This is a genomic window from Paraconexibacter algicola (assembly GCF_003044185.1).
GTDB classification, from domain to species: domain Bacteria; phylum Actinomycetota; class Thermoleophilia; order Solirubrobacterales; family Solirubrobacteraceae; genus Paraconexibacter; species Paraconexibacter algicola.
The window spans coordinates 391256-416467 of sequence record NZ_PYYB01000001.1 but is presented as its reverse complement, the minus strand read 5'-3'; the positions used below and the strand labels follow the sequence as shown (position 1 = coordinate 416467).

The window sequence follows — 25212 nt, the reverse complement described above, 5'->3', positions numbered from 1 at the left end:
CGCCGGTGGGCGCATCACGCGCTCAGGCGAGCGCCGCCCGCGCGCGCGTGACCAGCTCGACGCTCGCGGCGCGCAGCTGCGCCGGCTCGTCGAGCCGCTGCGGCCAGCCGACCCGCGGCCACTCGCGCGACCCGTCCGCCCGCGTCACCGCGAGGTCCATGCCGTAGCGGTCGCAGCGCAGGCACTCGGCGGACACGGCGTCCGGCAGGTCGGCGAGCGCCCGGGCGATCAGCAGCAGCGCGTCGGCGTGGTCCTCGTTGAGGTGGGCGACCGCGCCGGCCGCATGCGGCGAGACCGGGTCGGCGGTCGCCGTCGCGTATGAGGCGCCGTCGGCGGAGTCCATGCGCGCGAAGCCGCCGACCCAGCGGACGCGCTCGACGTCGACGATCCAGATCGAGAAGCCGTGGAAGTCGAGGAAGTCGGTGCCCGGGTGCGCGGCGAGGAACGCGGCGCGCGCCGCGGCCTCCTCGTCGGCGTCCCGCGCGCGCCGCGCGACGCCCGCGAGCGTCACGCGCGCGGTCTCCACCGGGTCGGCGGCCGGCGTCTGGTCCAGCACGCACAGCGACGCGCGCTGGTCGTCGACGAGGTTGCGGCCGTGCTCGGCCATCGTCGAGACGCACAGCACCGGCGAGCCGTCGGCCAGCAGCGCGTACGCGAGGTAGGACGCCCAGGGCGCGCCGTCCCCGCCGACGGTCGCGAGCGTCGCCACGCGGCCGTGCTCGGTCAGGGTGCGGGCCTGCTCGGCGGCGGTCGGGGCGGTCTGCGGCACGGAGGACATGACCGCAGCCTACGGGGCGCCGTCCTCACAGCAGGCTCTCAGGAACCGCACAGGAACCTGACCGATAATCCCGGCGTGAGCACGAGCACCGCGTCCGAGTCGTCCCACCGCGTCCTCGTCGTCGACGACGAGCCGAACATCGCCGACGTCGTCGCGATGGCCCTGCGCTACCAGGGCTTCGAGGTCGAGACCGCCGGCGACGGCAAGGCCGCCCTGGACGCCGTGCGGAGCTTCAAGCCCGACCTCATGGTGCTCGACATCATGCTCCCCGACATGGAGGGCTTCGAGGTCGCCGAGCGGCTCGGCGCCCAGCGGGCCTCGCTGCCGATCGTCTTCCTCACCGCCCGCGACAGCACCGAGGACAAGGTCCGCGGGCTGACCACCGGCGGCGACGACTACGTCACCAAGCCGTTCAGCCTCGAGGAGCTCGTCGCGCGCATCCGCACGATCCTGCGCCGCGCCGGACTCGCGCAGCCCGAGTCGCACCGGCTCGTGTTCGAGGACGTCGAGATGGACGAGGAGACCCGCGAGGTCACCCGCGCCGGCAACCCGATCGACCTCACCGCCACCGAGTACCGGCTGCTGCGCTACTTCCTGCGCAACCCGCGCCGCGTGCTCACGCGCGCGCAGATCCTCGACCACGTCTGGGACTACGACTTCGGCGGCGACGCCCGCGTGCTGGAGACCTACGTCTCCTACCTGCGCAAGAAGCTCGACGCGCACGGCCCGTCGCTGATCCAGACCGCGCGCGGCGTCGGCTACGCGCTGCGCCTGCCGCGGAGCTGACGTGTCCCGGTTCGCCCCGCAGACGCTGCGCGGCCGGCTCGTCGCGATCCTGCTCGCCGTCGCCGCGGTCGGACTGCTGACGCTCGCCGCGGTCACGTACGCGAGCCAGCGCTCGTTCCTGCAGGACCGCATCGACCAGCAGGCGCGTGACGGGCTCCCGGCGATCGGCCGCGAGCTCGACGAGGACCTCGGCCTGGACCCGCGCTCCGCCCGCTTCCCCTACGGCCGCGGCTTCCGCCGCCCGGGGGAGGGGCCGCCCCCGGCGAGCCTGCCGCCCGGCACCTACGGCGCGCGCGTCACCACGACCGGCGAGGTGCTGGCCGCGGGGATCTCCTCCTACCGGGGTGAGAGCGACGCGCCGAGCCTCGAGCTGCCCGACGACCTGCAGGCCGGCCAGCTGCGGACCGTGTCGATCGCCGACGAGCCGTACCGGATCGCCGTCGACCTCAGCCGCAGCGACGCGAACCTCAACGTCATCGCCGTCCCGCTGGCCGAGATGAACTCGACGCTCAGCCGCCTGCTGCTCGTCGAGGGCATCGTGATCGTCGCGGTGCTCGGCGTGCTCGGCGGCATCGCGTTCCTCGTCGTGCGGATCGGGCTGCGCCCGCTGGACGAGATGGCGGCGACCGCGGACGAGATCCGCGCCGGCGACCTCTCGCGGCGCGTCGAGCCCGCCGACGACGCGACCGAGGTCGGCCGCCTGGGCCTCGCGCTCAACACGATGCTCGGCGGGATCGAGACCGCGTTCGCGGGGCAGCGCCAGAGCGAGGAGCGGCTGCGGCAGTTCGTGGCCGACGCCTCGCACGAGCTCCGCACGCCGCTGGCGTCGATCCGCGGCTACGCCGAGCTGTTCCGCATGGGCGCCGCCCAGAGCGAGGCGGACACGAGCACCGCGATGCGCCGCATCGAGGAGGAGGCCCGGCGCATGGGCGTCCTCGTCGAGGACCTGCTCGCGCTCGCGCGGCTGGACGAGACCCGCGCGGTGGTGCGCGAGCCGGTCGACGTCGGGGACCTGGCCGCGGACGCGGTCGAGGACGCGAAGGCCACCGCGCCGGATCGCGAGATCCGGCTGCACGTCGCCGCCGACGACGACCCGATCGTCAGCGCCGACCCCGACCAGTTGCGCCAGGTGCTCGCGAACCTCCTGCGCAACGCGCTCGTGCACACGCCCGCGGGCACGGCGATCGAGGTCCACGCCGGCAGCGCCCAGGGCCCCGGCGGGCGCGTCGCGCTGAGCGTCCGCGACCACGGGCCGGGGCTGCCGGTCGACGACCCGTCGACCCTGTTCGAGCGGTTCTGGCGCGCCGGCGGCGGCGGGCGCAAGCAGGGCCCGGCGGGCGCGGGCCTGGGGCTCGCGATCGTCGCCGGGATCGTCGACGCGCACGGCGGCACCGTCCGCGCCGAGAACGCCGACGGCGGCGGCGCCCGCTTCGTCGTCGAGCTGCCCGCCTACGCCGAGCAGACGGTGGTCCTCAGGAACCTCTGAGGTTTCCCGAAGGTCGGGGCAAGGTCCCGGGGGAATCCTGTGGACATGCCCCCCTCACCGCACGATCCCCTCTGGCAGGCCCCCTACCGCGATCCGGACGACGAGCCGACGCGCGTGGCCGACGAGCCCACCGCGCAGCACGCCCGTCCCGAGCCGCCCGCCGCCGCGGCGGCCGCGCCGGCCCGCCGCCGTCTCGGTGCGCGCAGCCTCGCGGCGCTCGGTGCCACCGCCCTGATCGGGGGGGCGGGCGGTGCGCTCGCGGTCGCGGCGTTCCAGCCGTCGAAGACCACGACCACCACGATCACCGAGGCCTCCTCGGGCACCGGCACGCGCGCCTTCGCGGCGTCCACGAGCGGGGGCGCCAAGACGGCCGGCGAGATCTACCAGCAGTCCAAGGACGCGGTCGTGTTCATCACCGCGAACGTCACCGAGACGCAGCAGACGCCGTTCGGCCCGCGCCAGTCGCAGGGGCAGGCGACGGGCTCGGGCTTCGTGATCTCCAAGGACGGCTACATCGTCACCAACCAGCACGTCATCGACGGCGCGTCCACCGTGCGCGTGGAGATCGGCGACCGGCCCGCGCAGACCGCGCGCGTCGTCGGGCAGGACGCCTCCACCGACATCGCGCTGCTGAAGGTCGACGGCACCGACGACCTGCCGGTCCTGCTGCTCGGCGACTCCGCGGGCGTGCAGGTCGGTGACGCGACGGTCGCGATCGGCAACCCGTTCGGCCTGGACCGCACGCTGACCACGGGCGTCGTGTCCGCGCTGGCCCGCACGATCGAGTCCCCGAACGGCTACTCGATCTCCGACGTGCTGCAGACCGACGCGGCGCTCAACCCGGGCAACTCGGGCGGCCCGCTGCTCGACGCGTCCGGGCGCGTGATCGGCGTGAACTCGCAGATCGAGAGCTCCGGCTCCTCGCCCGCGAACACGGGCCTGGGCTTCGCGGTCCCGTCGAGCACGGTCAAGCGCGTGGTCGCGCAGCTGCGCGCCGACGGCACCGCCGAGCACGCCTACCTCGGCGTGAGCACGGGTGACAGCACGACCGGCAAGCCGGGGGCGACGGTCGCCTCGGTCGCCGACGGCGGGCCCGCCGCCGACGCCGGCCTGCGCACCGGGGACCTCATCACCGCGGTCGACGGCAAGGCCGTCACCGAGTCCGGGGACGTGTCGCGCCTGATCGACGCGCACGAGCCCGGCGACCGGGTGACGATCACCGCGAGCGGCCGCGACGTCACCGTGACGCTCGGCACCCGCCCGCAGACCGCGGCCGGGCAGGGCAGCCGCGAGCAGGCCCAGCCGAGCCTGCCGTAGCGGGCGCAACGGGGCGCGTCGGCCGGGCATCCTGGCGCGCCCCGCCCCCGACCGCGGGGGCCCGGATGGGATGCTCTGGTGCATGGACCTCGGAGAACTCCGCCGCAGCTACCTGCACGCCACGCTCGACCCGTCGGAGGTGGCGGGCGATCCCGTCGCCCAGTTCGAGCGCTGGTTCACCGAGGTGCAGGAGGCGCTGCCGTCCGACGCGGTGCCGTGGGAGGCCAACGCGATGACGCTCGCGACCGCGTCCCCGGACGGCCTGCCGTCCGCCCGCATCGTCCTGCTGAAGGCGGTCGACGAGCGGGGCTTCGTCTTCTACACCAACCGGGAGAGCCGCAAGGGCGAGGAGCTCGCGGCCAACCCGCGCGCCGCGCTCGTCTTCCACTGGGGGCAGCTGGAGCGTCAGGTCCGGATCGTCGGGACCGTCGAGCGCGTGTCCGACGAGGAGACCGAGGCGTACTTCTCGACCCGTCCGGCGGGTAGCCGCCGCGGGGCGTGGGCGTCGGCGCAGTCGCGGCCGATCGCCGACCGCGCCGCGCTGGAGACCGCCGAGGAGGAGATCGCGCAGCGCTTCCCGGACGACGACGCGATCCCGGTCCCGCCGTTCTGGGGCGGCTACCGCGTCGTCGCGCTGGAGGTCGAGTTCTGGCAGGGCCGGCGCGACCGCCTGCACGACCGCGTCCGCTACCGCCGGGACGGCGCCGACGCGGCCTGGGTCATCGACCGGCTGCAGCCGTGACGGGCGGCTCGGGCGCCGTCGCCGCGGCGGTCGTCCCGGGCTGCTCGTCGTGGCGCCAGCCGGGCGGCTTGACCGTGTAGCGGAGCTTGTCGGCGAGGCGGTCGGCGCGCTGCATGTCCGCCCAGATCGCCTTCCACTCGTGCGTGGCGACCTGCACGGGGTTGAACGTCCCGATGTTCGTGGTCAGGCCGTAGCGGACGCGCTCGCCCTCGGGCTCGAAGGTGCCGAACAGGCGGTCCCAGACGATGAGGATGCCGCCGTAGTTCTTGTCGAGGTAGCGGGCGTTGGCGCCGTGGTGGACGCGGTGGTGCGAGGGGGTGTTGAAGACCCACTCGACCGGGCGGGGCAGGCGGCCGATCCGCTCGGTGTGCAGCCCGAACTGGTAGATCAGCGAGATCGCCTGCTGCATGAGGATCATCCAGGGGGCGAAGCCGAGCAGCGCCAGCGGCAGCCAGAACGGCAGCGCGGTCATCGGCACCCAGGGCTGGCGCAGCGCGGTGGAGAGGTTGTAGTGCTCGCTGGAGTGGTGCACGACGTGGGAGGCCCAGCCGATCCGCACGCGGTGCCCGACGCGGTGGTACCAGTAGAACGCGAGGTCGTCGGCGACGAACAGCAGGACGAACGCCCACCAGGCGTCCTGCGGCATCCGGATCGGCGTGAGCTCGTAGAGCGTCACGTAGAGCGCGACGACGACGAGCTTCCAGCCGACGTTGATCGCGACGTTCCCGAGGCCCATCGTCAGGCTCGTGACGGTGTCACGTCGCTCGTAGCCCTTCAGCGGGGTGGCGGGCTCGTCGTCGTGGTGGTCGTGGCCGAGCAGGTGGTAGCTCAGCGCCTCGAGCGCGAGCAGCAGGACGAAGAAGGGGATCGCGTAGGTGATGAGCTCGGACACGGGGATCAGTCCTCCGACGGGACGGTGGTGAGGAGGGCGCGGGCGGCGATCTCGGCGGCGGGGGCGTCGCGGCGCACGACCGCGTCGACGAGCGCGACGTGGCCGTCGTCGTCGCGCAGCTCGTCGGCGAGCAGGGCGAGGGCGGGGGCGCCGATGGCGCCGACGCCGGCGACGAGGCTGTTGAAGGCGAGGCGGTAGGCGAGGTTCTGCGCGCCGTCGACCAGGGTGGTCCAGAGGTGCGCGTAGGCGGTCTCGCGGGCGGCGAGGTCGTCGGGGGCGCAGGCGGTGACGGCGGCGAGGTGACCCGGGAGCGCCAGGAGGGTGTCGGCGTCGGCGCGCTCGGCGGCGCGGCCGGCGACGTCGGTGCCGATGCAGGCGCGCATCTCGAGGACGCCGGGCAGCACGGCGACGGCGAGGCGCGGGTCGACGGTGCCGTCGGCGGTGGCGCCGGTGAGCTGGGTGAGGAGGTCCAGGCCGCCGGTGGCGCGCCAGTCGCGCACGCGGGTGGCGCCGCCCTGCGCGACCTCGACGAGCCCGGCCTGCTGCAGGCGCTTGACGGCCTCGCGGACGGCGTGGCGGTTGCAGCCGAGCTCCTCGGCGAGCGCGCGCTCGCTGGGCAGCGGGTCGCCCGCGTGGAGGGTGTTGCCGAGGATGTCGGCCCGGAGGCGGTCGAAGATCGACCCGGACACCGTGGACGCCATGCTGGTTGGACCAGTCATCGGGACTGGTTGTACCAGTTGCGCACCGGCGCGTGCAAGCTCATGTCCCTACGACGTTCAGCCGATACCGTTGCCGATGATGACCTCGACGGCCCTCGCGCCCCTGCGCTTCCTCCCCGGATACCACGAGCGGGTCTGGGGCGGGCGGCGGCTCGAGAGCGTCTACGGCAAGCCGCTGCCGCAGGGCACCTACGGCGAGTCCTGGGAGCTCGTCGACCGCCCCGGCGAGGAGAGCGTCGTCGCCGCCGGCCCGCTCGCCGGCCGCACCCTCGGCGAGCTCTGGCGCGGTCCCGAGCGCACCCGCATCTTCGGCGCCCGCGCCGACGGCTGGGGCGACCGCTTCCCGCTGCTCGTGAAGGTCCTCGACTGCGTCGAGACCCTGTCCGTGCAGGTGCACCCGCCCGCCGACCTCGCGCCCGCCCTCGGGGGCGAGCCGAAGACCGAGATGTGGGTCGTCGCCGACGCCACCCCCGACGCCCACCTGTTCGCCGGCCTGCGCGCCGGGGTCACCCGCGAGGCGTTCGACGCCGCGCTGCGCGCGGGCGAGGACGTCAGCGCGATGCTCCACCGCATCGACGTCGCCGCCGGCGACGTGATGTTCCTGCCGTCTGGCCGCGTGCACGCGATCGGCGCCGGCAACCTCATCGTCGAGATCCAGCAGAACTCCGACACGACCTACCGCGTCTACGACTTCGACCGGCCCGGCCTCGACGGCCGCCCGCGCGAGCTGCACGTCGAGGAGTCGATGCGCTCGATCGACTGGGACGACGTCGAGCCCGCGCTCGTGCAGCCCGACGGCGAGACGCTCGTCGCCGGCGAGCTGTTCGTCGTCGAGCGCTGGGCCCTGGACGGCGCGCGCCGCGTCACCGACCCGGGCGAGTGCGCGATCGTCGTGCCGCTCGACGGTGCCGTCGAGCTCGACGGCGAGGCGCTCGCCGCCGGCGAGTTCGCGCTCGTGCCCGCGGACACGCCGGCGCACGCCGCCACGGTCAGCGGCACCGCGACCGTGCTGCGGATCATGCTCGCGCCGCGCGCCTGACGCGCGCGCTCGCGGCCGCGCCGCTCAGGCGGTCTCGATCACGTCGAGCGTCCACGTCGCGGCGCCCGCCGCCCCCGGCCTGCCGGACCGCGCGAGCTCGACCGTGCGCCCGGAGCGCTCGACCAGCGTCGCCAGGTCCTCGGGGCTGCGGGGATCGGTCCGCGCCTGCGCGACGAGCCGGGCCACGTCGCCGCGCGTCGCCTTCGCCATGTGGCTGATCGGCTTGCGGGTCCCGTCGGCGGCCTGCGAGAACGCGCGCACCGCCACGAGCGTGCCGCCCGCCGGCTTCCACGCGGCCGCGTAGCCGCCCGAGCGGCAGTCGACCACGAGGTCCTCCGGGGGGAGCGCCGCCGTCAGCGCGGGTTTCCAGGTGGCGGCGAGCGTGCGCCGCAGCGCGGGCATCGTCGCGCCGATCGAGAGGCGGTAGGCGGGGATGCGGTCCTCGAGCCGTACGACGCCCCACAGCGCGCTGGCGACGAGCACCCGCTCGGCCGCGCGCTCGCGGGCGCGCGGGGTCAGCGAGCCGAGGTCGAGGTGCTGGTAGAGCACGCCGCTGTACACGTCGGCCGCCGGGCCCGCGGGCGCGTCACGCAGGGTGGCGTTGCGGTCGAGCTCCCCGGCGAGGCCGGGGGAGAGGCCGAGCAGGTCGAGCGCGCGGGTGCGCGAGCGGCCCGCGCAGAGCCGCACGAGCGCGTCGAGCACCCGTGCCCGCACGGGCCCGAGCTCGGCGTCGTGGACGAGCGCGGCGACGTCGACGGGCGCCCCGTCGGCCGGGGCGGTCTTGCCCTCGGAGGGCGGCAGGAGGACGAGCATGCGGCCGCCGAGGGTACGGGCTGCGCGGGCGGCCTGCGGTACGGTCCCGGCCCGATGCCGAGCCTGCTCCCCCGTCTGCGTGACGCCGTCGTGCTGCGCGTCCAGTCGCGCCGGTTCCGCCGTGCGCTCGAGGTCCGCCCGCGCCCCGACGCGGCGACGATCGCGGACCCCGGCTACGGCGGCTACGTCGTGCCGACCGGCGGCCTGGGCCCGGACAGCGTCGTCGTCCTCTGCGGCACGGGCACCGACATCAGCTTCGACCTCGCGCTGATCGAGCGGTTCGGCTGCCGCGTCCTGGCGCTCGACCCGGTGCCCGACGCGGCCGCGTTCGTCGCGCGCGCCGCCGCCGACGAGCCGCGCCACGAGTTCCTGCCGGTCGCGCTGTGGGACGAGGACACGACGCTCGACTTCCACGCGCCCCGTGTCGCCGGCTACATCAGCCACTCCGCGACCGACATGCACGGCACCCCGGTGGCGTTCACCGCCCCCGCGTGCCGGCTCTCGACGCTGATGGCGCAGCGCGGTCACGACCGCGTCGACCTGCTGAAGATCTCCGCGGAGGGCAGCGAGTACGCGATCCTGGCGGACGTCCGGCGGTCGGGCCTCGACGTGCGTGTCGTGACCGTCGAGTTCGCGACGCCCGTCGCGCCCGCGGTCGCGCTCGCCGAGGTCGCGCGGATGCGCGAGGCCGGGTACGACGCCGTGTGGACCCGGGCGGTCCCCTACAACTGGAAGGTCACGTTCGCGCGGCGCTGACCGCCGCCCACGCGCTCGCGACCATCTCGTCGAGCCCGTGCGTGGCGCGCCAGCCGAAGTCCCGCTCGATCCGCGCGGTGCTGCCGACGATCCGTGCGGGATCCCCCGGGCGCCGCTCGTGCCGCTCGGGCTCGAAGTCGATCCCGGTGACCCGCCGCACGGTGTCCATGATCTCCAGGACGCTGACGCCCTCGCCGCGGCCGACGTTGTATGCCTGCCCGCACGGCAGCCCGTCGTCGAGCCGCGACGCGGCGGCGACGTGCGCGTCGGCGAGGTCGACGACGTGGACGTAGTCGCGGATGCAGGAGCCGTCGCGCGTCGGGTAGTCGGTCCCGAACACGGCGGGACGCCGGCCCTCGGCGACCGCGCCGAGCACGAGCGGGAAGAGGTTGTACGGGCTGTGGTCGGCGAGGTGCGGCGGACCGGAGCCGACGACGTTGAAGTACCGCAGCGACGTGTGGCGCAGGCCCGGGGTCACGTGCGCGACGTCGCGCAGCAGCCACTCGCTGATGAGCTTCGACTCCCCGTACGGGCTCTCGGGGCGACCGACGACCGCGTCCTCGCCGACGATCTCCTCCGCCGGCGTGCCGTAGACCGAGGAGCTCGAGGAGAACACGAACCGCTCGATGCCGCGGTCGACGACCGCCTCGAGCAGCACCTGCATGCCGGTGACGTTCTCGCGGTAGAAGTGCAGCGGCCGGTCGACGGACACGCCCGCGTACTTCCAGCCGGCGAGGTGCACGATGCCCGTGACGTCGTGGTCCAGGGCCCGGTCGACGGCGGCGCGGTCGGTGACCGAGCCCTCCACGAGCGGCACGTCTTCGGGCACGAAGGCGCGGTATCCGGTGGAGAGGTCGTCGAGGACGACGACGTCCTTCCCCGCCCGCTGGAGGGCGAGGATGATGTGCGAGCCGATGTAGCCGGCGCCGCCGGTGAGAAGCCAGGTCACCGCGCCAAGTCTAGGGCGGTGACCTGGGAGCTTCCTCGGAGCCGGGCTACTCGATCTCGAAGCGCCGGAAGTTCTGCGTCGTCTTCTTCGCCTCGACGAGCCGGCCCGCGACGATCGCGCGCGACCAGATCGTGTAGCGGCCCTTCGCCAGCACCGGCAGCGCGAGCCGCCAGGTCCGCGTGCCCTCGGCGGTGACGTAGAGCGTGCGACGGCAGTCGCGCAGCGCCGAGAACCGCTGGTCGGGCCGCAGGAAGCGGCACTTCGACCCGACCTTGCGGGCGACGGACACGCGCACCTTCGTGGTGCCGCGCCCGGCGGTTCCGCGGATCGTGATCGGCTGGCGCGGTGCGCGGACGACCGCGGGCCGGCTGATCGGCTGCGGCAGGGCGATCGCCGTCGAGCCCGCCGGGATCGTCGGCGCGGGCGGCACGGCGGCCGGGACCGCTGCCGCCGGGGCGGCGGGCTGCGGCTGTGGCGCGGGCGCCGGCGGCGCGTCGCGCTCGACGGCGCCGATGTCGGTGCCGTCGCCGCCCGTCGCGTTGGCGACGTCGGCGAGGTCGACGGTGCGGGCGGCGCCGCGCTGGTCGGCGGTCACGCCCGGCGCGGCGCTGCCGGCGTCCAGTGCCGGGCTCGTCGCGGACGGCAGCTGCGTGGCGGTCGGGCCGCCGTTGTCGGCGAGCGCGCCGAGCTGCGGGTCGACGCCGATCAGGCTCGGACGCGCGGCGTCCGTGCGCACCCGCGGCGTGCCCGGGACCTGCACGAGGCTGTGCTGGAGCACGAAGCCGGTGCCCGGCGTGTCCTGGGTGCCGGGGGCGATGCCGAGGTCGCCGGGGGCGCCGTTGGTGGTGTTGCCGGCCACGACCGACGAGCGCAGCACCTGCGTCGGCGCGACGAGGATCTCCTGCTGGGTCTGCGGGTCCTCCGCCGGCCGCGCGTCGAGGCGCACGGCGCCGCCGTCCGCGTCGGTGGCGGTGTTGCCCGCGACCGTCAGCGCGTCGAGGGTGACGCCCGTGTCGGTCGGGGCCGCCGCGCGGGTCCCGCGGCGCGCGCGCAGCTGCGCGTCCTGGATCCCGATCGCGGCACCCTGCCCGGCGCGGTTGCCGGTGAAGGTCGACCGGGTCACGTTCGCGTCCGCCGCCGCCTCGGCGAGGACGGTGAGGCCGCCGCCGCTGCCGGCGACGTTCCCGGAGAAGGTGGAGCGGTCGACGGTCGCCGTCGCGCCCTCGCGGACGAGGCCGACGAGGAGGCCACCGCCCGTGCCGTCGGTGTCGTCGTCCCCGGCCGTGTTGTCGGCGAAGGTCGACGTCGTGACCGTCAGCGGGGTCGTGTCGTCGACGCGGTTGACGCCGACCGCGCCGCCGGAGGCCCCGGCGGTGTTCGCGGCGAAGCGCGACCCGCGGATCGTCAGCGGGGCCTGTGTCTCGTTGCGGCCGTACTTCGAGCGGGCGACGGCGCCGCCCGAGAACGCGCTGGCGTTGCCGCTGAAGGCGGAGTCCTCGATGGTCAGGGCGCCGACCGCGGCGTCCGGGCCGAAGTCCGATCCGGGGACGAACTGCGCGATGGCGCCGCCGGGGCCGGTCGCGCCGTTGCCCTGGAAGGTCGTGCGCGCGACCGTGGTCGTCCCGCCCGCCGCGATCGCGCCGCCCGTGCCGGTGGTGCTGTTCGCCGTGAGCGCCGCGTCGCGCAGATCGAGCGTCGCGCCCGCCCGCACGAGGATGGCGCCGCCGCCGTCGCCGCCGCCGTACTTGCTGAGGTCGTTCACCCAGCCGCGCGTGAGCGTCAGGCCGCTGAGCGCCAGCGTCGCGTCGGGCGACACCTCGAGGATCCGCGTGTCGCCCTGGCCGGTCGTGCCGCTGCCGTCGCTGTCGCCGCTGATCGACAGCAGCTGGCTGCCGGGACCGGTGATCGTCAGCCCGCCGGGAGCGACGTCGAGCTGGCCGCCGACGAGGCGGATCGTGCCGGTCAGGCCGCTGGCGAACGTGATCGTGTCGGGACCGTCGGTGGCGTTGGCCTGCTCGACGGCGGAGCGCAGGGTCAGCTCGTCGCCCGGCGCCTGCCGGGTCTCGATCGCCGGCTTGCGGTCCGCGGTGGTGGTGACCACGAACGTGGCCGCGTGCGCCCCGGAGGCGGCGACGGCGGACGCGCCGGCGACGCCGCCGGCGATCAGGCCGGCGCGGCGCAGGCGCTGCTCGCGCTTGGCGGCGGACAGGACGCGGCGCCGATGGGCCCGGCGCACGGAACGGTTGGACATCTGGACCTCTGTGCTGACGTAGGGGGACCATGACGGCCCGGAAGGCCGGGAACCCTAGCCGGTCCGGCGGTCATCTGCGACCCGCGTCCGAGATCCGGGCGCGACGCAGTAGCGTCTGCACCATGGCTCCCCCGGCGACGATCCGCCCCCCACGGCCGCAGGACGGCCCGGTGCTCGAGCGGCTCGGCCTGGCGGGCGAGCGGGTCGTGCTCGTGCTCGAGGACGGTCCGGACGGGGTGCGCGCCGCGACCGCGGTCCGTCCGGCACGGGTCGAGCTCGTCGGCGGGCAGGACCTCTACCTCTACGCGGCCGCCGCGACCGGGCTGCTGCCCGAGGAGGCCGACCGGCTGCTGAGCGCCACCTACGCCGCCCTCGACGCCGAGCACGAGCCCGGCCGGGACGGGGAGCCGATCGGCCTCTGCCTGCTGATCGCCGACCGCGCCGAGATGCGCCGCCGACCGCAGGCGCAGTGGGAGGACCCGCCGATGCTCTACGTCGGCTACCTCGGCGACCGCCGTCAGGTGCGCGTCGCGTACTTCGAGGGGGCGCTGCTGCGCCCGCCGGTGACCACGTGAGGATCGGGCCGTGGCGCCTGGCCGACGGCTACCGGGTCGAGCCGTTCGAAGGACAGGACGAGATCGCCGCCGCCGACGTGGTCGCCTTCTGGGAGGCGGAGGGCGTGCTGAGCGCGCAGGAGCGCGAGGAGCGCGTCCACGAGCTGCTGCTCGTCGCCCGCGCCCCCGACGGCACGCTCGCCGGCGTGACGACCGCGTACCTGGAGCGCGAGCCGCAGCTCGGCGCGACGATGTGGTGGGTGCGTGGCCTCGTCGGAGCGGCGCACCGCGGCAGCGCCGTCGGCTACTGGCTGGGGGTGCGCTCGCGCGAGGTGCTCGCCCGCCGCTTCGCCGAGGGGGCGGACACGCGCGGCTCCGGCGTGCTGTTCCAGCTCGAGAACGAGGAGCTCGCGCGCGCGTTCCCGATGGCGGTCTGGCCGACCATGGGCTTTCGCTTCTACGCGCGCAACGTCGCCGGGCAGGACCTGCGCGTCCACTGGTTCGACGGCGCGCTCGCCCCGGAGCCCCCGTCGTGACCGGGCCCTGCACGTACCTGCCCCTGGAGGGCCATCCGCAGGTCGGCCCGCAGGACGTGCTCGATCTCTGGGTCGGGGAGGGCGCCCTGGACGCCGCGCAGGCGCAGGCGCGGCTGCCCGAGGTCCTGCACGTCGCAGTCACGTCCGCGGGCGAGCTCGCCGCGGTCTCCACGGTCCACCTGCACGAGGACCCGCAGCTGCGCGCCGACCTGTGGTTCTACCGGACCTACGTCGGGGTCCGTCACCGCCGGTCCACGGTCGCCGAGGGTCTGCTGCGCACGACGGTCGAGCTGCTCGAGGCGCGCTGGCAGGACGGCCGCGACCGGCGCGGCGCCGGGATCGCGTTCCGGCTGCAGAACGACGGGCTGCGCGCCGCGCACCGCGAGGCGGTGTGGCCGCGGATCCCGATGTCGTACGTGACCCGCAGCCCCGGTGGGGAGCTGCGGGTCCGCTGGTTCGCGGGCGCGCTCGCGCCCGACCCGCCGCGCGCTACCTGACCTCGAAGCGACGGAAGTTGCGGCTGGTCTTCTTGCGCTCGACGAGCTTGCCCTGGACGATCGCGCGCGACCAGACCGTGTAGCGGCCCTTCGGCAGCTTCGGCAGCGTCAGCCGCCACGAGGTCGTGCCCTGCGCGGTGACGTAGAGCGTGCGGCGGCAGTCGCGGGTCGCGGAGAACGTCCCGCCGGGCAGGAGGAACCGGCACCGCTTGCCGACCTTGCGGGCGACCGAGACGCGCACCTTGGACGTGCCGCGCCCCGCGGTGCCGCGCAGGGTGATCGGCTGCCGGGTCCGTGCCGGGAGCACCCCGGGCCGGCTGAACGGCGCGGGCGGCGCGACCGCGGTCGTCCCGGCGGGGGTGGTCGGGATGGTCGCGGGCGGCACCGGGGCGGCCGGGGCGGCCGGCTGCGGCTGCGGGCTCGGCGGGGCCGGGGGCGTCCCGGGCGCGGGCAGCTCGACCGCGCCGATGTCGCTGCCGTCACCGCCGACCGCGTCGGCGACGCCGGGCTGGTCGGCGGGCCGAGGCGCGCCGCGCTGGTCGCTGGTGATCCCGGGTGCGGCGCGGCCCGCGTCGATCACGGGGCTGTCGGCGGCGGGCAGGATCGTCGCGGTCGGCCCGCCGGCCGGGGCGAGCGCGCCGAGCTTCGGGTCGACGCCGAGCAGGCTCGGGGCCGCCGGATCGGTCGTGTAGGCGGCGGCGATCGGCGCCTGCACGAGGCTGTGGCGCAGCGCGAACCCGTCGCCGGGGCCGCCGGCCGGCTCCTGGCCGAGGTCGTCGGGCGTGGTGTCGCCGGGGGCGCGGCCCGCGCGCTGCTCCAGCGGCTCCACGACGACGTTCCCAGCGACGATCGAGCTCGACAGCACCTGGGTGCCGGGCGCGCTCGTGGTGCCGTCCTGCGTCGGCACCTGCGCGGGGGCCAGGTAGATGCCACCGCCGCGCTCGGTCGCGCGGTTGCCGGTGACCGTGAGCGCGTCGAGCGCCACCCCGGTGGTCGAGGCCGCGGCACGGGCCATCGGCGCCGGGCCGGGTGTCTGGGCCGGGATCGCGATCGCGCCGCCGCGGCCCGCCTGGTTGCCGGTGAACGTCGAGCGGGTGAGCGCGAGGGCCGAGTCGGCCGCGCCGGAGATCGCGACGCCACCGCCGAGGTCGGTGGCGGTGTTGTCGACGAACGTGTTGCGGTCCAGCGTCCCGCCGCCACCGGGAAGCCCGCCGGACGGGCCCGACGCGCTCCCGGCCTGGACGGCGATCGCGCCGCCCTGGTCGGCGGTGTTCGCGCTGAAGGTGCTGTCGGTGATGGCGAGGTCGTCGCTGTCGGGCGCGGGTGCCGCGAGGATCGCCCCGCCGGCCTGCGCCTCGTTGCCGGTGAACGTCGAGGTCGTGACGGTCAGCGGGGCGGCGCGCTGCCGGTCGTCCGGCGCGTACTTGATCGCCGCGCCGATGCCGGCGACCGCGCCGCCGACGAAGCCGGCGTTGCCGGAGAAGCTCGAGTCGCTGATCGTCAGCGACGACGGTCGCTGGGCGTCCTCGGTCGAGGGCAGCTGCGCGATCGCGCCGCCGAAGAGGCCGCTGTTGCCGGAGAAGGTCGTCCGCGTGACGGTCGTCCGGCCCCCGGTGAGGATCGCGCCGCCGATCGTGAACTCCTGCGGCCCGGACTCGGACGTGAGGCGTCCGTTCTGCGTCAGCGCGGCGTCGTGGAGGTCGAGCGTCGCGTCGGGCTCGACCGTGATCGCCCCGGCGTACTTGGAGCCCGAGTCGCCCGAGCGCCCGTGCGAGCCGGTGATGCCGCTGAGCTCCAGCGCGGCGTCCGCGGTGATCGAGAAGAGCGACGTGTCCCCCGGCGACGCCTCGCCGTCGGCGTCGGCGTCGCCGCTGATCGTGAGGACCTGCGAGCCGGGGCCGGTGATCGTGAGGCCGCCGGGCCGGACGGTGAGGGGACCCGACTGCAGCCGGATGGTGCCGGTGAGGCCGCTGGCGAACGTGATCGTGTCGGCGCCGTCGGTGCCGTTGGCCCGCATGATCGCGTCGCGCAGGGTCAGCTCGTCCTCGGCGGCGCGCTGCGTGCGCTCGCCGCCGACCCAGCGGGCCGGATCCGCGGTGGAGGTCACCACGAACGTGTCGGCGTGGGCGGCCGGGGCGGTGACGGCGGCGGCGCCGAGGACGACGCCCGCGGTGAGGCCGGCGCGGCGCAGGCGCGCCTCGCGACGGGTTGCGGCGTCGAGACGACGCCGATGGGCACGGCGGACCGAGCGCTGCGACATGGGGACCTCGTGAGGAAGGGGCTGGACCTGGACCTGCGTCGGGCACGCTACCGAGCTGCGACGGCTGGTGCACCGACTGTCGCGTTTCGCGGCGTGCGGGTCCGGCTCAGGGCAGCTGGACCGTGCGCGCCACCGCGGTGCTCGACGGGTCCGCGATCTCCGGGTACCGGGTCCCGGGCAGGAGCGCCACGTCGAAGACCTCCTGGACGAGGTCCTCGAAGCGCAGGAACCCGGCGATCGCGCCGCTGCGCAGGTCGACCATCCACACCCCGCTCTGGCGCTCGTCGAGCCGCTGCACGACCGGCAGGTCGCCGAACGTGGAGGTCTCGCGGATCTGCGACAGCCCGACGAACGCGTAGCCGCCGACGATCGTCAGCCCGCGCGTGAAGCCGGGCAGCTCGCAGACGACCTCCACGGTCCCGTCGGCCGGGTCCACGACGCCGAGCGCCCCGAGGCCGGACTGGAGCACCCACAGCCGGTCGTCCCACACGCGCGGCGAGTGCGGCATCGACAGCCCGGCCGCCACGACCTCCTCGGCGACGACGTCGTAGAGGACCCCGCCGGTCGCCTTCCCGGCGTGCCAGCCACGGGGCTCGTCCGTGCGCCCCAGCGCCGTGACGTAGCGGACGCGGTCGTCGACGACGCACATCCCGTTGAGGTGGCAGCGATCGCCGGCGGCCACCGCGCTGATCCACGGCGGCGTCCAGCGCGGCACGATGCTGTGGTCCGCGTCGAGCGTGGCGAGACACGAGAACGCGGTCGCGACGAGCCACAGCTCGCCGCCCGCGAACCCCATCTCGTGGACCGCGACGTCCCCGGTGACGTGCCGGTGGCGGGGGAGGAAGCACGCGTCGTGCGCGCCGGGAGGGTCGAGGTGCGCGGCGATGCCCGGCACGTCGCGCAGGTCCCAGATCTCGGTCCGCGTGCCGAGCGAGAAGCGCCCGGGGCCGACCGCGATCCCCATCGGCTTGTCGACCGGGCGGAAGTGGGTGTTGAGGCCGTCCTCGGTGGCCCGCAGGCAGACGAGCCGTCCAGACTGGTAGGTCGAGACGAGGAGCGCCCCGCCGAGCGCGCGCAGCGCCGCGGCCATCGACGGGGTGTACGTGCTGGCGAACGCGGTGTCGCCGTCGCGGCCGGCGGCGAGCCGCGCGGCGTCCTCGACGGGGCCGAGCGCCGCCTGGTCGTAGGCGATCCCGAGGGCTGCGCACAGCGCGCGCATCCCGTCGGCCGGGGCGGCGAGCAGCGCGGCGAGGTCCACGGCCGTCCAGGGACCCTCGCCCGCGCCGGTGCGGGCCAGCCACGGCGACGGCGCGACGAGCCGGGCGCCCGGCGTCCGCGCGAGCGCGCGGGCGCCGTCCGCGTCGACGTCGGAGACCGCGACGGGCGCGGCGCCCGCCACCTCGCGCAGGGAGGCGGCGAGCACGTCGGCGCCGTCGGCGGACGCTCCGAGGACGAACAGCGGGGCGGTCATCGACCGCCCATCATGCCGGACCGCGGGTCAGGCGACGGACGCGTCCGGGGACGCGCTGACGCCGACCCCGACCGGGCACGAGACGCCGGTCCCGCCGAGACCGCAGTAGCCGTTCGGGTTCTTCGCGAGGTACTGCTGGTGCTCGTCCTCGGCGTAGTAGAAGCCGCGGTCCGGGGCGATCTCCGTGGTGATCTCGGCGTCGCGGCCGGCCGCGCGCAGCGCCGCCTGGAACCGGTCGCGCGTCTCGAGCGCGACGCGCTCCTGCTCGGGCGAGGTCGTGTAGATCGCCGACCGGTACTGGGTGCCGACGTCGTTGCCCTGGCGCATGCCCTGGGTCGGGTCGTGGCCCTCCCAGAACACCTTCAGGACCTGCTCGTAGCTGATCGTCTGCGGGTCGAACGCGACGAGCACGACCTCCGTGTGGCCGGTCCGGCCGGAGCAGACCTCGCGGTAGGTGGGGTTGGGCGTGTGACCGCCCGCGTAGCCGACCGCGGTGCTGAGGACCCCCGGCGTCTGCCAGAACATCCGCTCGGCGCCCCAGAAGCAGCCCATGCCGACGACGGCGACCTCGGTGCCGGGCGGGAACGGCGGCTTCAGCGGCGCACCGGTGACGAGATGGGTGGCGGCGACCGGCATCTCCGCGTCGCGCCCCGGGAGGGCGTCCTGCGCGCTGGGGATGGTCGCGGGCTTGCGGGAGAAGAGCATGTCCAGACGGTACTCCTCGCCCCTAACGGGCCGATGAACTCGGGGCGGTCAGTCGACGAGGTCGCGGGTGAGGGCGTCGGCGACGAGCCGGCCGGGGAGCGTCAGGACGCAGCGGTCCCGCTCGCGCAGCGCCCGTCCGTCCAGCAGGCCGGCCGCGGCGGCACGCTCCGCGGCGGCCCGCCCGGCGGGATGCAGCACCGTCGCGGGCAGGCCCTCGACGAGGCGCAGCTCGAGCATCACGCGCTCGACCCGGCGGCTCTCCTCGTCGAGCACCTCGCGGCCCGCCGCGGGCGAGCGCCCCTCCGCGAGGGCCCGCGCGTGGCTCGCGGGCCGCAGCACGTTCCACCAGCGCACGCCGGCGACGTGGCTGTGCGCGCCGGGGCCGATGCCCCACCAGTCGTCGCCCATCCAGTACCCGTGGTTGTGGGTGCTGCGGGTCGCCGGGCCGGTCGACCAGTTCGCGACCTCGTACCAGTGCAGGCCGGCGGCCGCGAGCGCCGCGTCCGCGTGCTCGTAGCGGCGGGCAGCGGCGTCCGGGTCCGGCGCGGGCACCGCGCCCCGGCGCACGCGCGCGGCGAGCGCGGTGCCCGGCTCGACGGTGAGCGCGTACACGCTCAGCCGGTCCGGCCCGGTGGCGAGCGCCGCGTCGACGGTGCGCGCCCAGTCCTCGTCGGTCTCGCCCGGCGTCCCGAGGATGAGGTCCAGGCCGACGACGGTGAAGCCGGCGGCGCGCGCCTCCCGGGCGGCGGCCTCCGCGCGGCCCGGCGTGTGGGCGCGGTCGAGGGTGGCGAGGACGTGCGGCGCCGCCGACTGCATCCCCAGCGAGATCCGGTCGACGCCCGCCTCCCGCAGCGCGGCGAGGGAGGCCGCCTCGACGCTCTCGGGGTTGGCCTCGACCGTGATCTCCGCGCCGGCGGCGACGCCGATCTCGTCCCGTACCGCGTCGAGGATCCGCCCGAGCTGGGCGGGCGAGAGCAGCGTCGGGGTTCCGCCGCCGACGTGCACGGTCCGGGCCGGTGGGCGTCGCTCGCCGAGCACCTGCGCCGCCAGTCGGGTCTCGGCGATCGCCGCGCGGACGTACGCCTCGGTCGCGTCGCCGCCCCCGGCCTCCCGCGGGGTGTAGGTGTTGAAGTCGCAGTAGCCGCAGCGCGCGGCGCAGAACGGGACGTGCACGTAGATCCCCAGCGGACGGTCGCCCACGCGGTCCCGCGCCGGGCCGGGCAGCCGACCGTCGGCCGGGGCGGGATCGCCGGTGGGGAGCTGCGCGGGCACGGTCCCAGTCTGCCGACTCGCACCGGTCTGGCGTAGATTGGTAGGGGCATGGGCACGGGAGCCTTGGCAGGTGGGGATGGATCCCCTCGAGCGCGACGTGACGGAGAGGACCCCCGTCACGCGGTCGGGGCCCTCGGCGTGCGCGCCCTCGTCCTCGCCCGCCTCGCGGCCCTGCCGACCGGCATCGCGCTCGGGCTCACGTCCGCCGACGTCGCCTGGGAGCCGGCGCTGGCGATCAGCGCCGTCGCGATCTGCTGGATCCTCGCGACGAACCGGCGGATGAGCCGGCGCGGCCTCGGCCGCCGCGAGGCGCTGGTGCTCGCCGCCGTGGACGTCGCGATCGTCGCCGCGGGGATCGCGGCCTCGGGCGGCGCGGACAGCCGCATGCGGCTCCTGCTCGGCGTCCTGCCGCTGGCGATGGCGTTCGCGTTCCGCGCGCCGGTCGTCGTCGGGATCGGCGTCGGTGGCGGCGCGCTGCTGATCCCCTCCGGCCTGGACGACCCCGGCGGCCTCGCGGTCAACCTCGTCGTCGGGGCGTGGTCGACCGCCGTCGGCCTGGCGCTCGTGCGGGACCGCCGCCGCCTCGTCGGGCGGATGCGCCGGCTCGCGGAGGTCCGCGAGCGCCTGCTGGAGGCGCACGACGGCGCCGCCGCCCGCGAGCGCGACCGCGCCGTCGACGAGCTGCGGCTCGGCGCGCTCGACGACGTGCGCGCCGCCCGGACCGCGCTCGTCCTGCCCGGGGGCGCAGGGCGCGCCGCCGAGCTGACGCGCTCGGCGGCCGGCCGCATCCGCGGCCTCGTCAGCGAGCTGCACGCGCTGTCGGCGCGACCGATCGCGCTGCGCGCCGCGGTCGGCGCGGTCGCCGCGCGACGGGCCGAGCAGACCGGTCGCACCATCGCGGTGCGCGTCGACGACGCCGTCGAGGGAACGCGCGACGACCTCGTCCTCGTGCTCGTGCGGGACCTGCTCGACGCGATCACGACCCACGGGAGCGCCCCGGCGGACCTGACCGTCACGGTCGCGGCCGGTGACCGCGGCTTCGAGGTCGCGGTGCGCGGCGCGCCGCTCGCCGCCTTCGACGAGCTCGGCCTGGCGCTGGTGCGGGAGCGGCTGCTCGGCGTCCCCGGCGCGGTCCTGGTCGTCGGCGACGGGCTCGTGACGGCGATCCTCGAGGACGAGCCCGCACGCGAGGTCCCGCCCCCGCCCGGCACCCCGAGCGCCGCGCGCGCCTCCCGACGGCTCGGAGCGCTCGCCGTGCCGGTGATCGCGCTCATCTGCGGGACGAGCGCCGCCTCGTTCTGGATCCCCACCGCGATCGGGTTCGTCGCCGTCGTCGCCTCGGAGATCGCGATCGCCCGCCGCCCCCTGCCCGTGCGCGGCCGCATCGCCATGACCGCGATCGACGCGGCGCTGATCGTCTCCGCGGTCGCCCTCGCGGGGCCGGCCCGCGACGAGCTGCTGCTGCTGGTCGTCGGCTTCGCGCCGGTCTACGCGTCGATCTTCGCGCCGCGGATCGTGGCGGTGTTCGTCGCCGGGCTCGGCCTCGGCACGCTGGCGGTGATCGGCTGGGACCAGGCCTTCGTGATCGGCTACGGCGCCGCGGCCGTCATCGCGGTCGCGCTCGCCGTCGCGACCGAGCGGGCGATCGCGCTCGCCACGGTCCTCCTGGAGTGCCGCCGCGAGGCCTTCCTGTCGCTGCTCGCCTCCGAGGAGGCGGTGCGGCGGTCGGTCGCGCGCCGCCTCCACGACGACGCGCTGCAGCTGCTGCTGACCGCCCGGCAGGACGCCGAGGAGGCCGCGCAGGCCGCCGACCCGGCGATCGGCGCCGACGGCGCGCAGCGGGCGCGCCTCGCGCTCGGCGAGGTCGAGGCGCAGCTCGACCGCGCGTCGCTGCGGCAGGAGGTCGACCGCGCGCCGCAGGGGGGGCTGGCGACGGCGCTCGAGGCGCTCGTGCGGGAGGCGGAGTCCGAGTCGGAGCTGCTCGTCGTCCGCGCGATCGACCCGGCGGTCGCGGCCGTCGCGGACGGCGGCCTCATCCTCGGTCTCGCGCGCGAGCTCGTCACGAACGCCGTCCGCCACGCGCAGGCCCGGCGGCTCACGGTGACGCTCGGCGCGGACGGCCGCGGAGCCCACGTGCTCGTGGTCGCCGACGACGGACGCGGCATGGCGCCCGACCGGGCGGCGGCGGCGCTCGCGGAGGGGCACATCGGCCTGGCGGCGGCGCGCGACCGCGTGCGCCGCCGTGGCGGCACGCTCACGCTCGACGCGACGCCGGGCCGCGGGACCGTGGTGACGGTCGTCCTGCCCGGCTGATCAGCCGCGCCCGTGCGGCGCGTCGAGGTCGAGCTCCGGCCCGACCGGCACGATCCCGGTCGGGTTGATCGAGTCGTGCGTCTCGTAGTAGTGGCGCTTGATGTGCTCGAAGTCGACGGTCGGCGCGATCCCGGGGGTCTGGTACAGGTCGCGCAGGTAGCCCGAGAGGTGCGCGTAGTCGGCGATCCGCCGGACGTTGCACTTGAAGTGGCCGACGTAGACGGCGTCGAAGCGCACGAGCGTCGTGAACAGCCGGATGTCCGCGAGGGTCAGCCGGTCGCCCAGCAGGTAGCGGCGGTCGGCGAGCCGCGCGTCGAGCTCGTCGAGGACCTCGAAGAGCGGGAGCACCGCCTCCTCGTAGGCGTGCTGCGACGCCGCGAAGCCGGACCGGTACACGCCGTTGTTGACGTACTCGTAGATGCGGTCGTTCAGCGGGCCCATCTCCTCGCGGAGGTCGTCGGGCAGCAGGTCGAGCCCGGGGTTCGCCGCGACGGCGTCGAACTCGCGGGCGAGCATCTCGATGATCTCGGAGGACTCGTTGTTGACGATGCGGCCGCGCTCGGTGTCCCACAGGACCGGCACGGTGACGCGGCCGACGAACGCAGCGTCGCTCTGCGTGTAGCCCTGTGAGAGGTAGTCCCAGCCGTGCAGCGGGTCGGCCTGCGCGGGGTGCGCCTCGCTGCCCGCGCCGGGGCGGAAGCGCCAGCCGAGCTCGTCGCGGATCGGGTCGACGATCGTCATCCCGATCGCGTCCTGCAGGCCCTTCAGCTCGCGGACGATGACCGCCCGGTGCGCCCACGGGCAGGCGAGGCTGACGTACAGGTGGTACCGGCCGGCGGCCGCCGGGTAGCCGGAGGACCCGTCGGCGGTGACGCGGTCGCGGAACGCGCTGACCTGGCGGACGAAGCGGCCGTCGTCGTCGGACTCGGCGGAGAACTGCGCGGGCGCCATCAGCGCCTCCTCGTGGTCGCGGTGAAGTGCTGGATGCGGCGGTTGTTGGCGGCGTCGGTGGCCGTCACGGTGACGCGGTAGCGCGCGCCGCGACGCAGGCCGCGGGCGGTCAGCCGGTAGGTGTCGGCGCCGAGGAAGCGCACGGCCACGGTGCGCGCCTCGGTGCGGCGGCAGGTCCGGGGCCGGGACGCGCTGCCGCAGCGGCGGCGCACCGTCGTGGTCGCCCGGGCGGTGACGGAGCGCAGCGGCACGACCGCGGCCGGGTCGGTGATCCGCAGCGTCAGCGTGCAGGCGACGGTGGTGCACGAGCGGCGCCGCAGCGTCGCGGTCGGCGGCGTGCGGTCGACCAGCGGGACGGTCGTCGAGGTGGTGGGCGTCGGAGCCGTCGGCGTCGGCGTCGCGGCCGGCGTGGGCGTCGGGGACGGTGTGGCCGTGGTGTCCGCCGGTCGCGGGGCGGGGGTCGGCGCCGGGGCGGGGGCGGTCGACGCGGCGAGGATCTCCGTGGTGTCGGCCGAGAAGCGCTCGGCGTAGCCGCCCGCGTTCGTCACGCGCACGCGGCAGAAGAGCGTGCGGCCGACGTCGGCGCTGCCCGGCACGTAGGTCGCGGCGGTCGCGCCCGGGATCGCGACGTCCGCCTCGGACATCGTGCGACCCGCGCGCGCCCACAGGTAGGAGACGGTCAGCGGCCCGGTCCCGGTCCCGGCGTCGTGGGTGCAGGTGAGCGTCTCGCCCGCCCGTGGGGTCCCCGTGATCCCGGCGGCGGTGGCGCTGGCGAAGTTCGGGCGGTTGGGCAGCGTCGCGCGCTGTGCGAGGAAGCCGTCGATCGCCGGGGCGGTGAGGTCGGTGTACACGCCGGGGAACGAGGCGGAGGCGCAGCCGACGCCCCAGCTGACGATCCCGACGAGCCGGAACGAGCCGACCGTGCCGGACACGAGCGGGCCGCCGGAGTCGCCCTGGCAGGAGTCCTTGCCGGGGGCGCCCGCGCAGACCATCGAGGCGGGGTCGACCGCCCCGGCGTAGCTCGACGGGGCGTTGCAGGTCGCGTCGGCGATCGCGTTCAGGCCGACCGCGCGCAGGTCGTTCGGGTAGGCGGGCGTGCCGCTCGCGACCGTGTTGCCCCAGCCGCTCGTCGTCACCGCCGCCCCGGCGGCGAGCAGCGCGGCGTCCGCGGTGGTGGCGGGCGTGGCGGGGAGGGCCTGCGGGTCGACGACGTCCTGTGCCAGCTCGAGCACGGCGACGTCGTTGCGGTTGGAGACGGGATCCCAGGCGGGGGAGAACGACACGCGGGCCACGTCCACGGTCTGCCCGGAGGCGGGCTGGTCCAGCCGCTCGTGGCCGGCGAACACCTGCACGTCGCCCGGGTAGGTCGAGGAGCCGGGCAGCTCGACGCAGTGCGCGGCGGTCACGACGATCCGCGGCGAGACGAGCGTGCCGCCGCAGTACTGGCCGGCCGACGGCGTGCGCCCGGTGACGACGAGCGCGACCTGGTGCGGCTGGGTGGTGATCGGCACGCTCGTGCCGCCGATGATCCGCCACGAGGACGGCGCCGCGAGGGCGCTCGGCGCGGCGGCGGACAGCAGGCCCGCCAGGACCGCGAGGACGACCGGACAGCGTGCGCGCGACATCGACCCCGCAGGCTACTCTCCGCGCGTGCACCGCCTCGTCGTTTCGGCCATCGCCACCGCGCTGCTCGCGCTGACGCTCGCCGCCTGCGGTGGGGAGGACGTGGAGCGCAGCAACGACTACGTGCGCGCGGTCAACGCCGCGCAGACCTCGTTCGCGCAGACCTTCGACCGCCTGCAGTCGCAGATCACGACGTCGAGCACCCCGGCGCAGGACAGCGCGACGCTGGGCCGCTTCCGCGCCGCGATCGACGACGTGGTCGCCGACCTGCGCCGCGTCGACCCGCCGGACTCCGTGCGCCAGCAGCACGAGCAGCTCGTCGCCGCGATCCGCAGCTACGGCACCACGGTGACGAAGGCGCGGGCCGCGTTCCGCTCCAAGGACGCGACCGAGATCCTCGCGGCCCGCACGCAGCTCAGCACCGACGTCGCGCGCACCAGCGTGCGCATCAACCAGACGATCGACGCGATCAACCGGACGTTGCGGGGCGAGTGACGGACGA

Annotated in this window: 23 protein-coding genes; 11 read left to right on the top strand and 12 right to left on the bottom strand. The window is 75.8% G+C overall.

What is annotated here, in order from left to right; all coding sequences use genetic code 11:
* Window positions 1-22: 22 nt before the first annotated feature.
* Entirely contained in the window at window positions 23-778 is a 756-nt protein-coding gene (locus C7Y72_RS01985) for a HugZ family pyridoxamine 5'-phosphate oxidase (RefSeq protein ID WP_107566949.1), read from the bottom strand.
* Between the two features lie 75 nt (window positions 779-853).
* On the opposite strand from C7Y72_RS01985, the gene C7Y72_RS01980 reads away from it, so the two are divergent.
* The 4 genes from C7Y72_RS01980 (at window position 854) to pdxH (ending at window position 5109) form a co-directional block, all read left to right on the top strand.
* The gene (locus tag C7Y72_RS01980) at window positions 854-1564 is read left to right on the top strand and encodes a response regulator transcription factor (protein ID WP_107566948.1); all 711 of its coding nucleotides are present in this window, start codon (window positions 854-856) and stop codon (window positions 1562-1564) included.
* 1 nt (window position 1565) lies between these two features.
* A complete protein-coding gene (locus tag C7Y72_RS01975) occupies window positions 1566-3050 on the top strand; it encodes a sensor histidine kinase (protein WP_107566947.1) in 1485 nt (494 codons plus the stop codon).
* A 45-nt stretch (window positions 3051-3095) separates the two neighbouring features.
* The gene (locus tag C7Y72_RS01970) at window positions 3096-4367 is read left to right on the top strand and encodes a S1C family serine protease (RefSeq protein WP_107566946.1); all 1272 of its coding nucleotides are present in this window, start codon (window positions 3096-3098) and stop codon (window positions 4365-4367) included.
* A gap of 82 nt (window positions 4368-4449) precedes the next feature.
* A complete protein-coding gene (gene pdxH / locus C7Y72_RS01965) occupies window positions 4450-5109 on the top strand; it encodes a pyridoxamine 5'-phosphate oxidase (protein ID WP_107566945.1) in 660 nt (219 codons plus the stop codon).
* Here the strand turns inward: pdxH and C7Y72_RS01960 are convergent.
* Both C7Y72_RS01960 and C7Y72_RS01955 read right to left on the bottom strand, forming a co-directional pair.
* Window positions 5087-6001: a sterol desaturase family protein gene (locus C7Y72_RS01960; RefSeq protein ID WP_107566944.1), complete on the bottom strand. Its 915-nt coding sequence runs from the start codon at window positions 5999-6001 to the stop codon at window positions 5087-5089. The genes pdxH and C7Y72_RS01960 overlap by 23 nt on opposite strands.
* A 5-nt stretch (window positions 6002-6006) precedes the next feature.
* Window positions 6007-6720, bottom strand: a complete 714-nt coding sequence (locus C7Y72_RS01955) for a FadR/GntR family transcriptional regulator (RefSeq protein ID WP_233243688.1) — start codon at window positions 6718-6720, stop codon at window positions 6007-6009.
* A gap of 79 nt (window positions 6721-6799) precedes the next feature.
* Between C7Y72_RS01955 and C7Y72_RS01950 the strand changes: the two genes are divergently transcribed.
* Complete coding sequence (locus C7Y72_RS01950; protein WP_107566942.1) at window positions 6800-7759, top strand: type I phosphomannose isomerase catalytic subunit; 960 nt, start codon at window positions 6800-6802, stop codon at window positions 7757-7759.
* A 24-nt stretch (window positions 7760-7783) separates the two neighbouring features.
* On the opposite strand, the gene C7Y72_RS01945 is transcribed toward C7Y72_RS01950, so the two are convergent.
* A complete protein-coding gene (locus tag C7Y72_RS01945; RefSeq protein WP_107566941.1) occupies window positions 7784-8572 on the bottom strand; it encodes a YaaA family protein in 789 nt (262 codons plus the stop codon).
* A gap of 54 nt (window positions 8573-8626) precedes the next feature.
* On the opposite strand from C7Y72_RS01945, the gene C7Y72_RS01940 reads away from it, so the two are divergent.
* On the top strand, window positions 8627-9328 hold the full coding sequence (locus C7Y72_RS01940) for an FkbM family methyltransferase (protein WP_107566940.1): 702 nt from the start codon (window positions 8627-8629) through the stop codon (window positions 9326-9328).
* On the opposite strand, the gene galE is transcribed toward C7Y72_RS01940, so the two are convergent.
* Entirely contained in the window at window positions 9309-10277 is a 969-nt protein-coding gene (gene galE, locus C7Y72_RS01935; RefSeq protein WP_107566939.1) for a UDP-glucose 4-epimerase GalE, read from the bottom strand. The genes C7Y72_RS01940 and galE overlap by 20 nt on opposite strands.
* 46 nt (window positions 10278-10323) lie before the next feature.
* Window positions 10324-12528, bottom strand: a complete 2205-nt coding sequence (locus tag C7Y72_RS01930; protein ID WP_107566938.1) for a choice-of-anchor Q domain-containing protein — start codon at window positions 12526-12528, stop codon at window positions 10324-10326.
* A 122-nt stretch (window positions 12529-12650) separates the two neighbouring features.
* On the opposite strand from C7Y72_RS01930, the gene C7Y72_RS01925 reads away from it, so the two are divergent.
* From C7Y72_RS01925 to C7Y72_RS01915, 3 genes are read left to right on the top strand one after another with little or no spacing between them, the layout of a single operon-like run.
* Window positions 12651-13103, top strand: a complete 453-nt coding sequence (locus C7Y72_RS01925) for a hypothetical protein (RefSeq protein ID WP_107566937.1) — start codon at window positions 12651-12653, stop codon at window positions 13101-13103.
* Complete coding sequence (locus tag C7Y72_RS01920) at window positions 13100-13618, top strand: hypothetical protein (RefSeq protein WP_107566936.1); 519 nt, start codon at window positions 13100-13102, stop codon at window positions 13616-13618. Before C7Y72_RS01925 ends, C7Y72_RS01920 begins: the two co-directional genes overlap by 4 nt.
* Window positions 13615-14115, top strand: coding sequence for a hypothetical protein (locus C7Y72_RS01915; RefSeq protein ID WP_107566935.1), 501 nt, complete (start codon window positions 13615-13617; stop codon window positions 14113-14115). Before C7Y72_RS01920 ends, C7Y72_RS01915 begins: the two co-directional genes overlap by 4 nt.
* On the opposite strand, the gene C7Y72_RS01910 is transcribed toward C7Y72_RS01915, so the two are convergent.
* The 4 genes from C7Y72_RS01910 to hemW form a co-directional block, all read right to left on the bottom strand.
* Complete coding sequence (locus C7Y72_RS01910; protein WP_107566934.1) at window positions 14108-16375, bottom strand: choice-of-anchor Q domain-containing protein; 2268 nt, start codon at window positions 16373-16375, stop codon at window positions 14108-14110. The two genes, C7Y72_RS01915 and C7Y72_RS01910, sit on opposite strands and share 8 nt — an antisense overlap.
* 106 nt (window positions 16376-16481) lie before the next feature.
* Window positions 16482-17846 (bottom strand): TIGR03032 family protein, encoded by a 1365-nt coding sequence (locus C7Y72_RS01905; protein WP_107566933.1) that lies wholly within the window; start codon window positions 17844-17846, stop codon window positions 16482-16484.
* Window positions 17847-17873: 27 nt separating this feature from the next.
* Window positions 17874-18551 (bottom strand): peptide-methionine (S)-S-oxide reductase MsrA, encoded by a 678-nt coding sequence (gene msrA, locus C7Y72_RS01900; RefSeq protein WP_107566932.1) that lies wholly within the window; start codon window positions 18549-18551, stop codon window positions 17874-17876.
* 48 nt (window positions 18552-18599) lie between these two features.
* Window positions 18600-19823 carry a radical SAM family heme chaperone HemW gene (gene hemW, locus C7Y72_RS01895; protein ID WP_107566931.1) on the bottom strand — a complete coding sequence of 408 codons (1224 nt, stop codon included), beginning with the start codon at window positions 19821-19823 and terminating at the stop codon, window positions 18600-18602.
* 138 nt (window positions 19824-19961) lie between these two features.
* Between hemW and C7Y72_RS01890 the strand changes: the two genes are divergently transcribed.
* Window positions 19962-22136 carry a sensor histidine kinase gene (locus tag C7Y72_RS01890; protein ID WP_107566930.1) on the top strand — a complete coding sequence of 725 codons (2175 nt, stop codon included), beginning with the start codon at window positions 19962-19964 and terminating at the stop codon, window positions 22134-22136.
* Here C7Y72_RS01890 and C7Y72_RS01885 read toward each other — a convergent pair whose 3' ends face one another.
* Window positions 22137-23087, bottom strand: coding sequence for a glutathione S-transferase family protein (locus C7Y72_RS01885; RefSeq protein ID WP_107566929.1), 951 nt, complete (start codon window positions 23085-23087; stop codon window positions 22137-22139).
* On the bottom strand, window positions 23087-24712 hold the full coding sequence (locus tag C7Y72_RS01880) for a serine protease (protein ID WP_107566928.1): 1626 nt from the start codon (window positions 24710-24712) through the stop codon (window positions 23087-23089). The genes C7Y72_RS01885 and C7Y72_RS01880 overlap by 1 nt, the downstream gene beginning before the upstream one ends.
* A 25-nt stretch (window positions 24713-24737) precedes the next feature.
* Between C7Y72_RS01880 and C7Y72_RS01875 the strand changes: the two genes are divergently transcribed.
* Window positions 24738-25205 (top strand): hypothetical protein, encoded by a 468-nt coding sequence (locus C7Y72_RS01875; RefSeq protein WP_107566927.1) that lies wholly within the window; start codon window positions 24738-24740, stop codon window positions 25203-25205.
* Window positions 25206-25212 lie beyond the last annotated feature (7 nt).

Bases quoted from the DNA above. Each gene is read 5' to 3' on its own strand.
- C7Y72_RS01985 (WP_107566949.1), bottom strand. From the start codon at position 778: ATGTCCTCCGTGCCGCAGACCGCCCCGACCGCCGCCGAGCAGGCCCGC.
- C7Y72_RS01970 (WP_107566946.1), top strand. From the start codon at position 3,096: ATGCCCCCCTCACCGCACGATCCCCTCTGGCAGGCCCCCTACCGCGAT.
- pdxH (WP_107566945.1), top strand. From the start codon at position 4,450: ATGGACCTCGGAGAACTCCGCCGCAGCTACCTGCACGCCACGCTCGAC.
- C7Y72_RS01955 (WP_233243688.1), bottom strand. From the start codon at position 6,720: ATGACTGGTCCAACCAGCATGGCGTCCACGGTGTCCGGGTCGATCTTC.
- C7Y72_RS01950 (WP_107566942.1), top strand. From the start codon at position 6,800: ATGACCTCGACGGCCCTCGCGCCCCTGCGCTTCCTCCCCGGATACCAC.
- C7Y72_RS01945 (WP_107566941.1), bottom strand. From the start codon at position 8,572: ATGCTCGTCCTCCTGCCGCCCTCCGAGGGCAAGACCGCCCCGGCCGAC.
- C7Y72_RS01940 (WP_107566940.1), top strand. From the start codon at position 8,627: ATGCCGAGCCTGCTCCCCCGTCTGCGTGACGCCGTCGTGCTGCGCGTC.
- C7Y72_RS01930 (WP_107566938.1), bottom strand. From the start codon at position 12,528: ATGTCCAACCGTTCCGTGCGCCGGGCCCATCGGCGCCGCGTCCTGTCC.
- C7Y72_RS01925 (WP_107566937.1), top strand. From the start codon at position 12,651: ATGGCTCCCCCGGCGACGATCCGCCCCCCACGGCCGCAGGACGGCCCG.
- C7Y72_RS01910 (WP_107566934.1), bottom strand. From the start codon at position 16,375: ATGTCGCAGCGCTCGGTCCGCCGTGCCCATCGGCGTCGTCTCGACGCC.
- C7Y72_RS01905 (WP_107566933.1), bottom strand. From the start codon at position 17,846: ATGACCGCCCCGCTGTTCGTCCTCGGAGCGTCCGCCGACGGCGCCGAC.
- msrA (WP_107566932.1), bottom strand. From the start codon at position 18,551: ATGCTCTTCTCCCGCAAGCCCGCGACCATCCCCAGCGCGCAGGACGCC.
- C7Y72_RS01885 (WP_107566929.1), bottom strand. From the start codon at position 23,087: ATGGCGCCCGCGCAGTTCTCCGCCGAGTCCGACGACGACGGCCGCTTC.
- C7Y72_RS01880 (WP_107566928.1), bottom strand. From the start codon at position 24,712: ATGTCGCGCGCACGCTGTCCGGTCGTCCTCGCGGTCCTGGCGGGCCTG.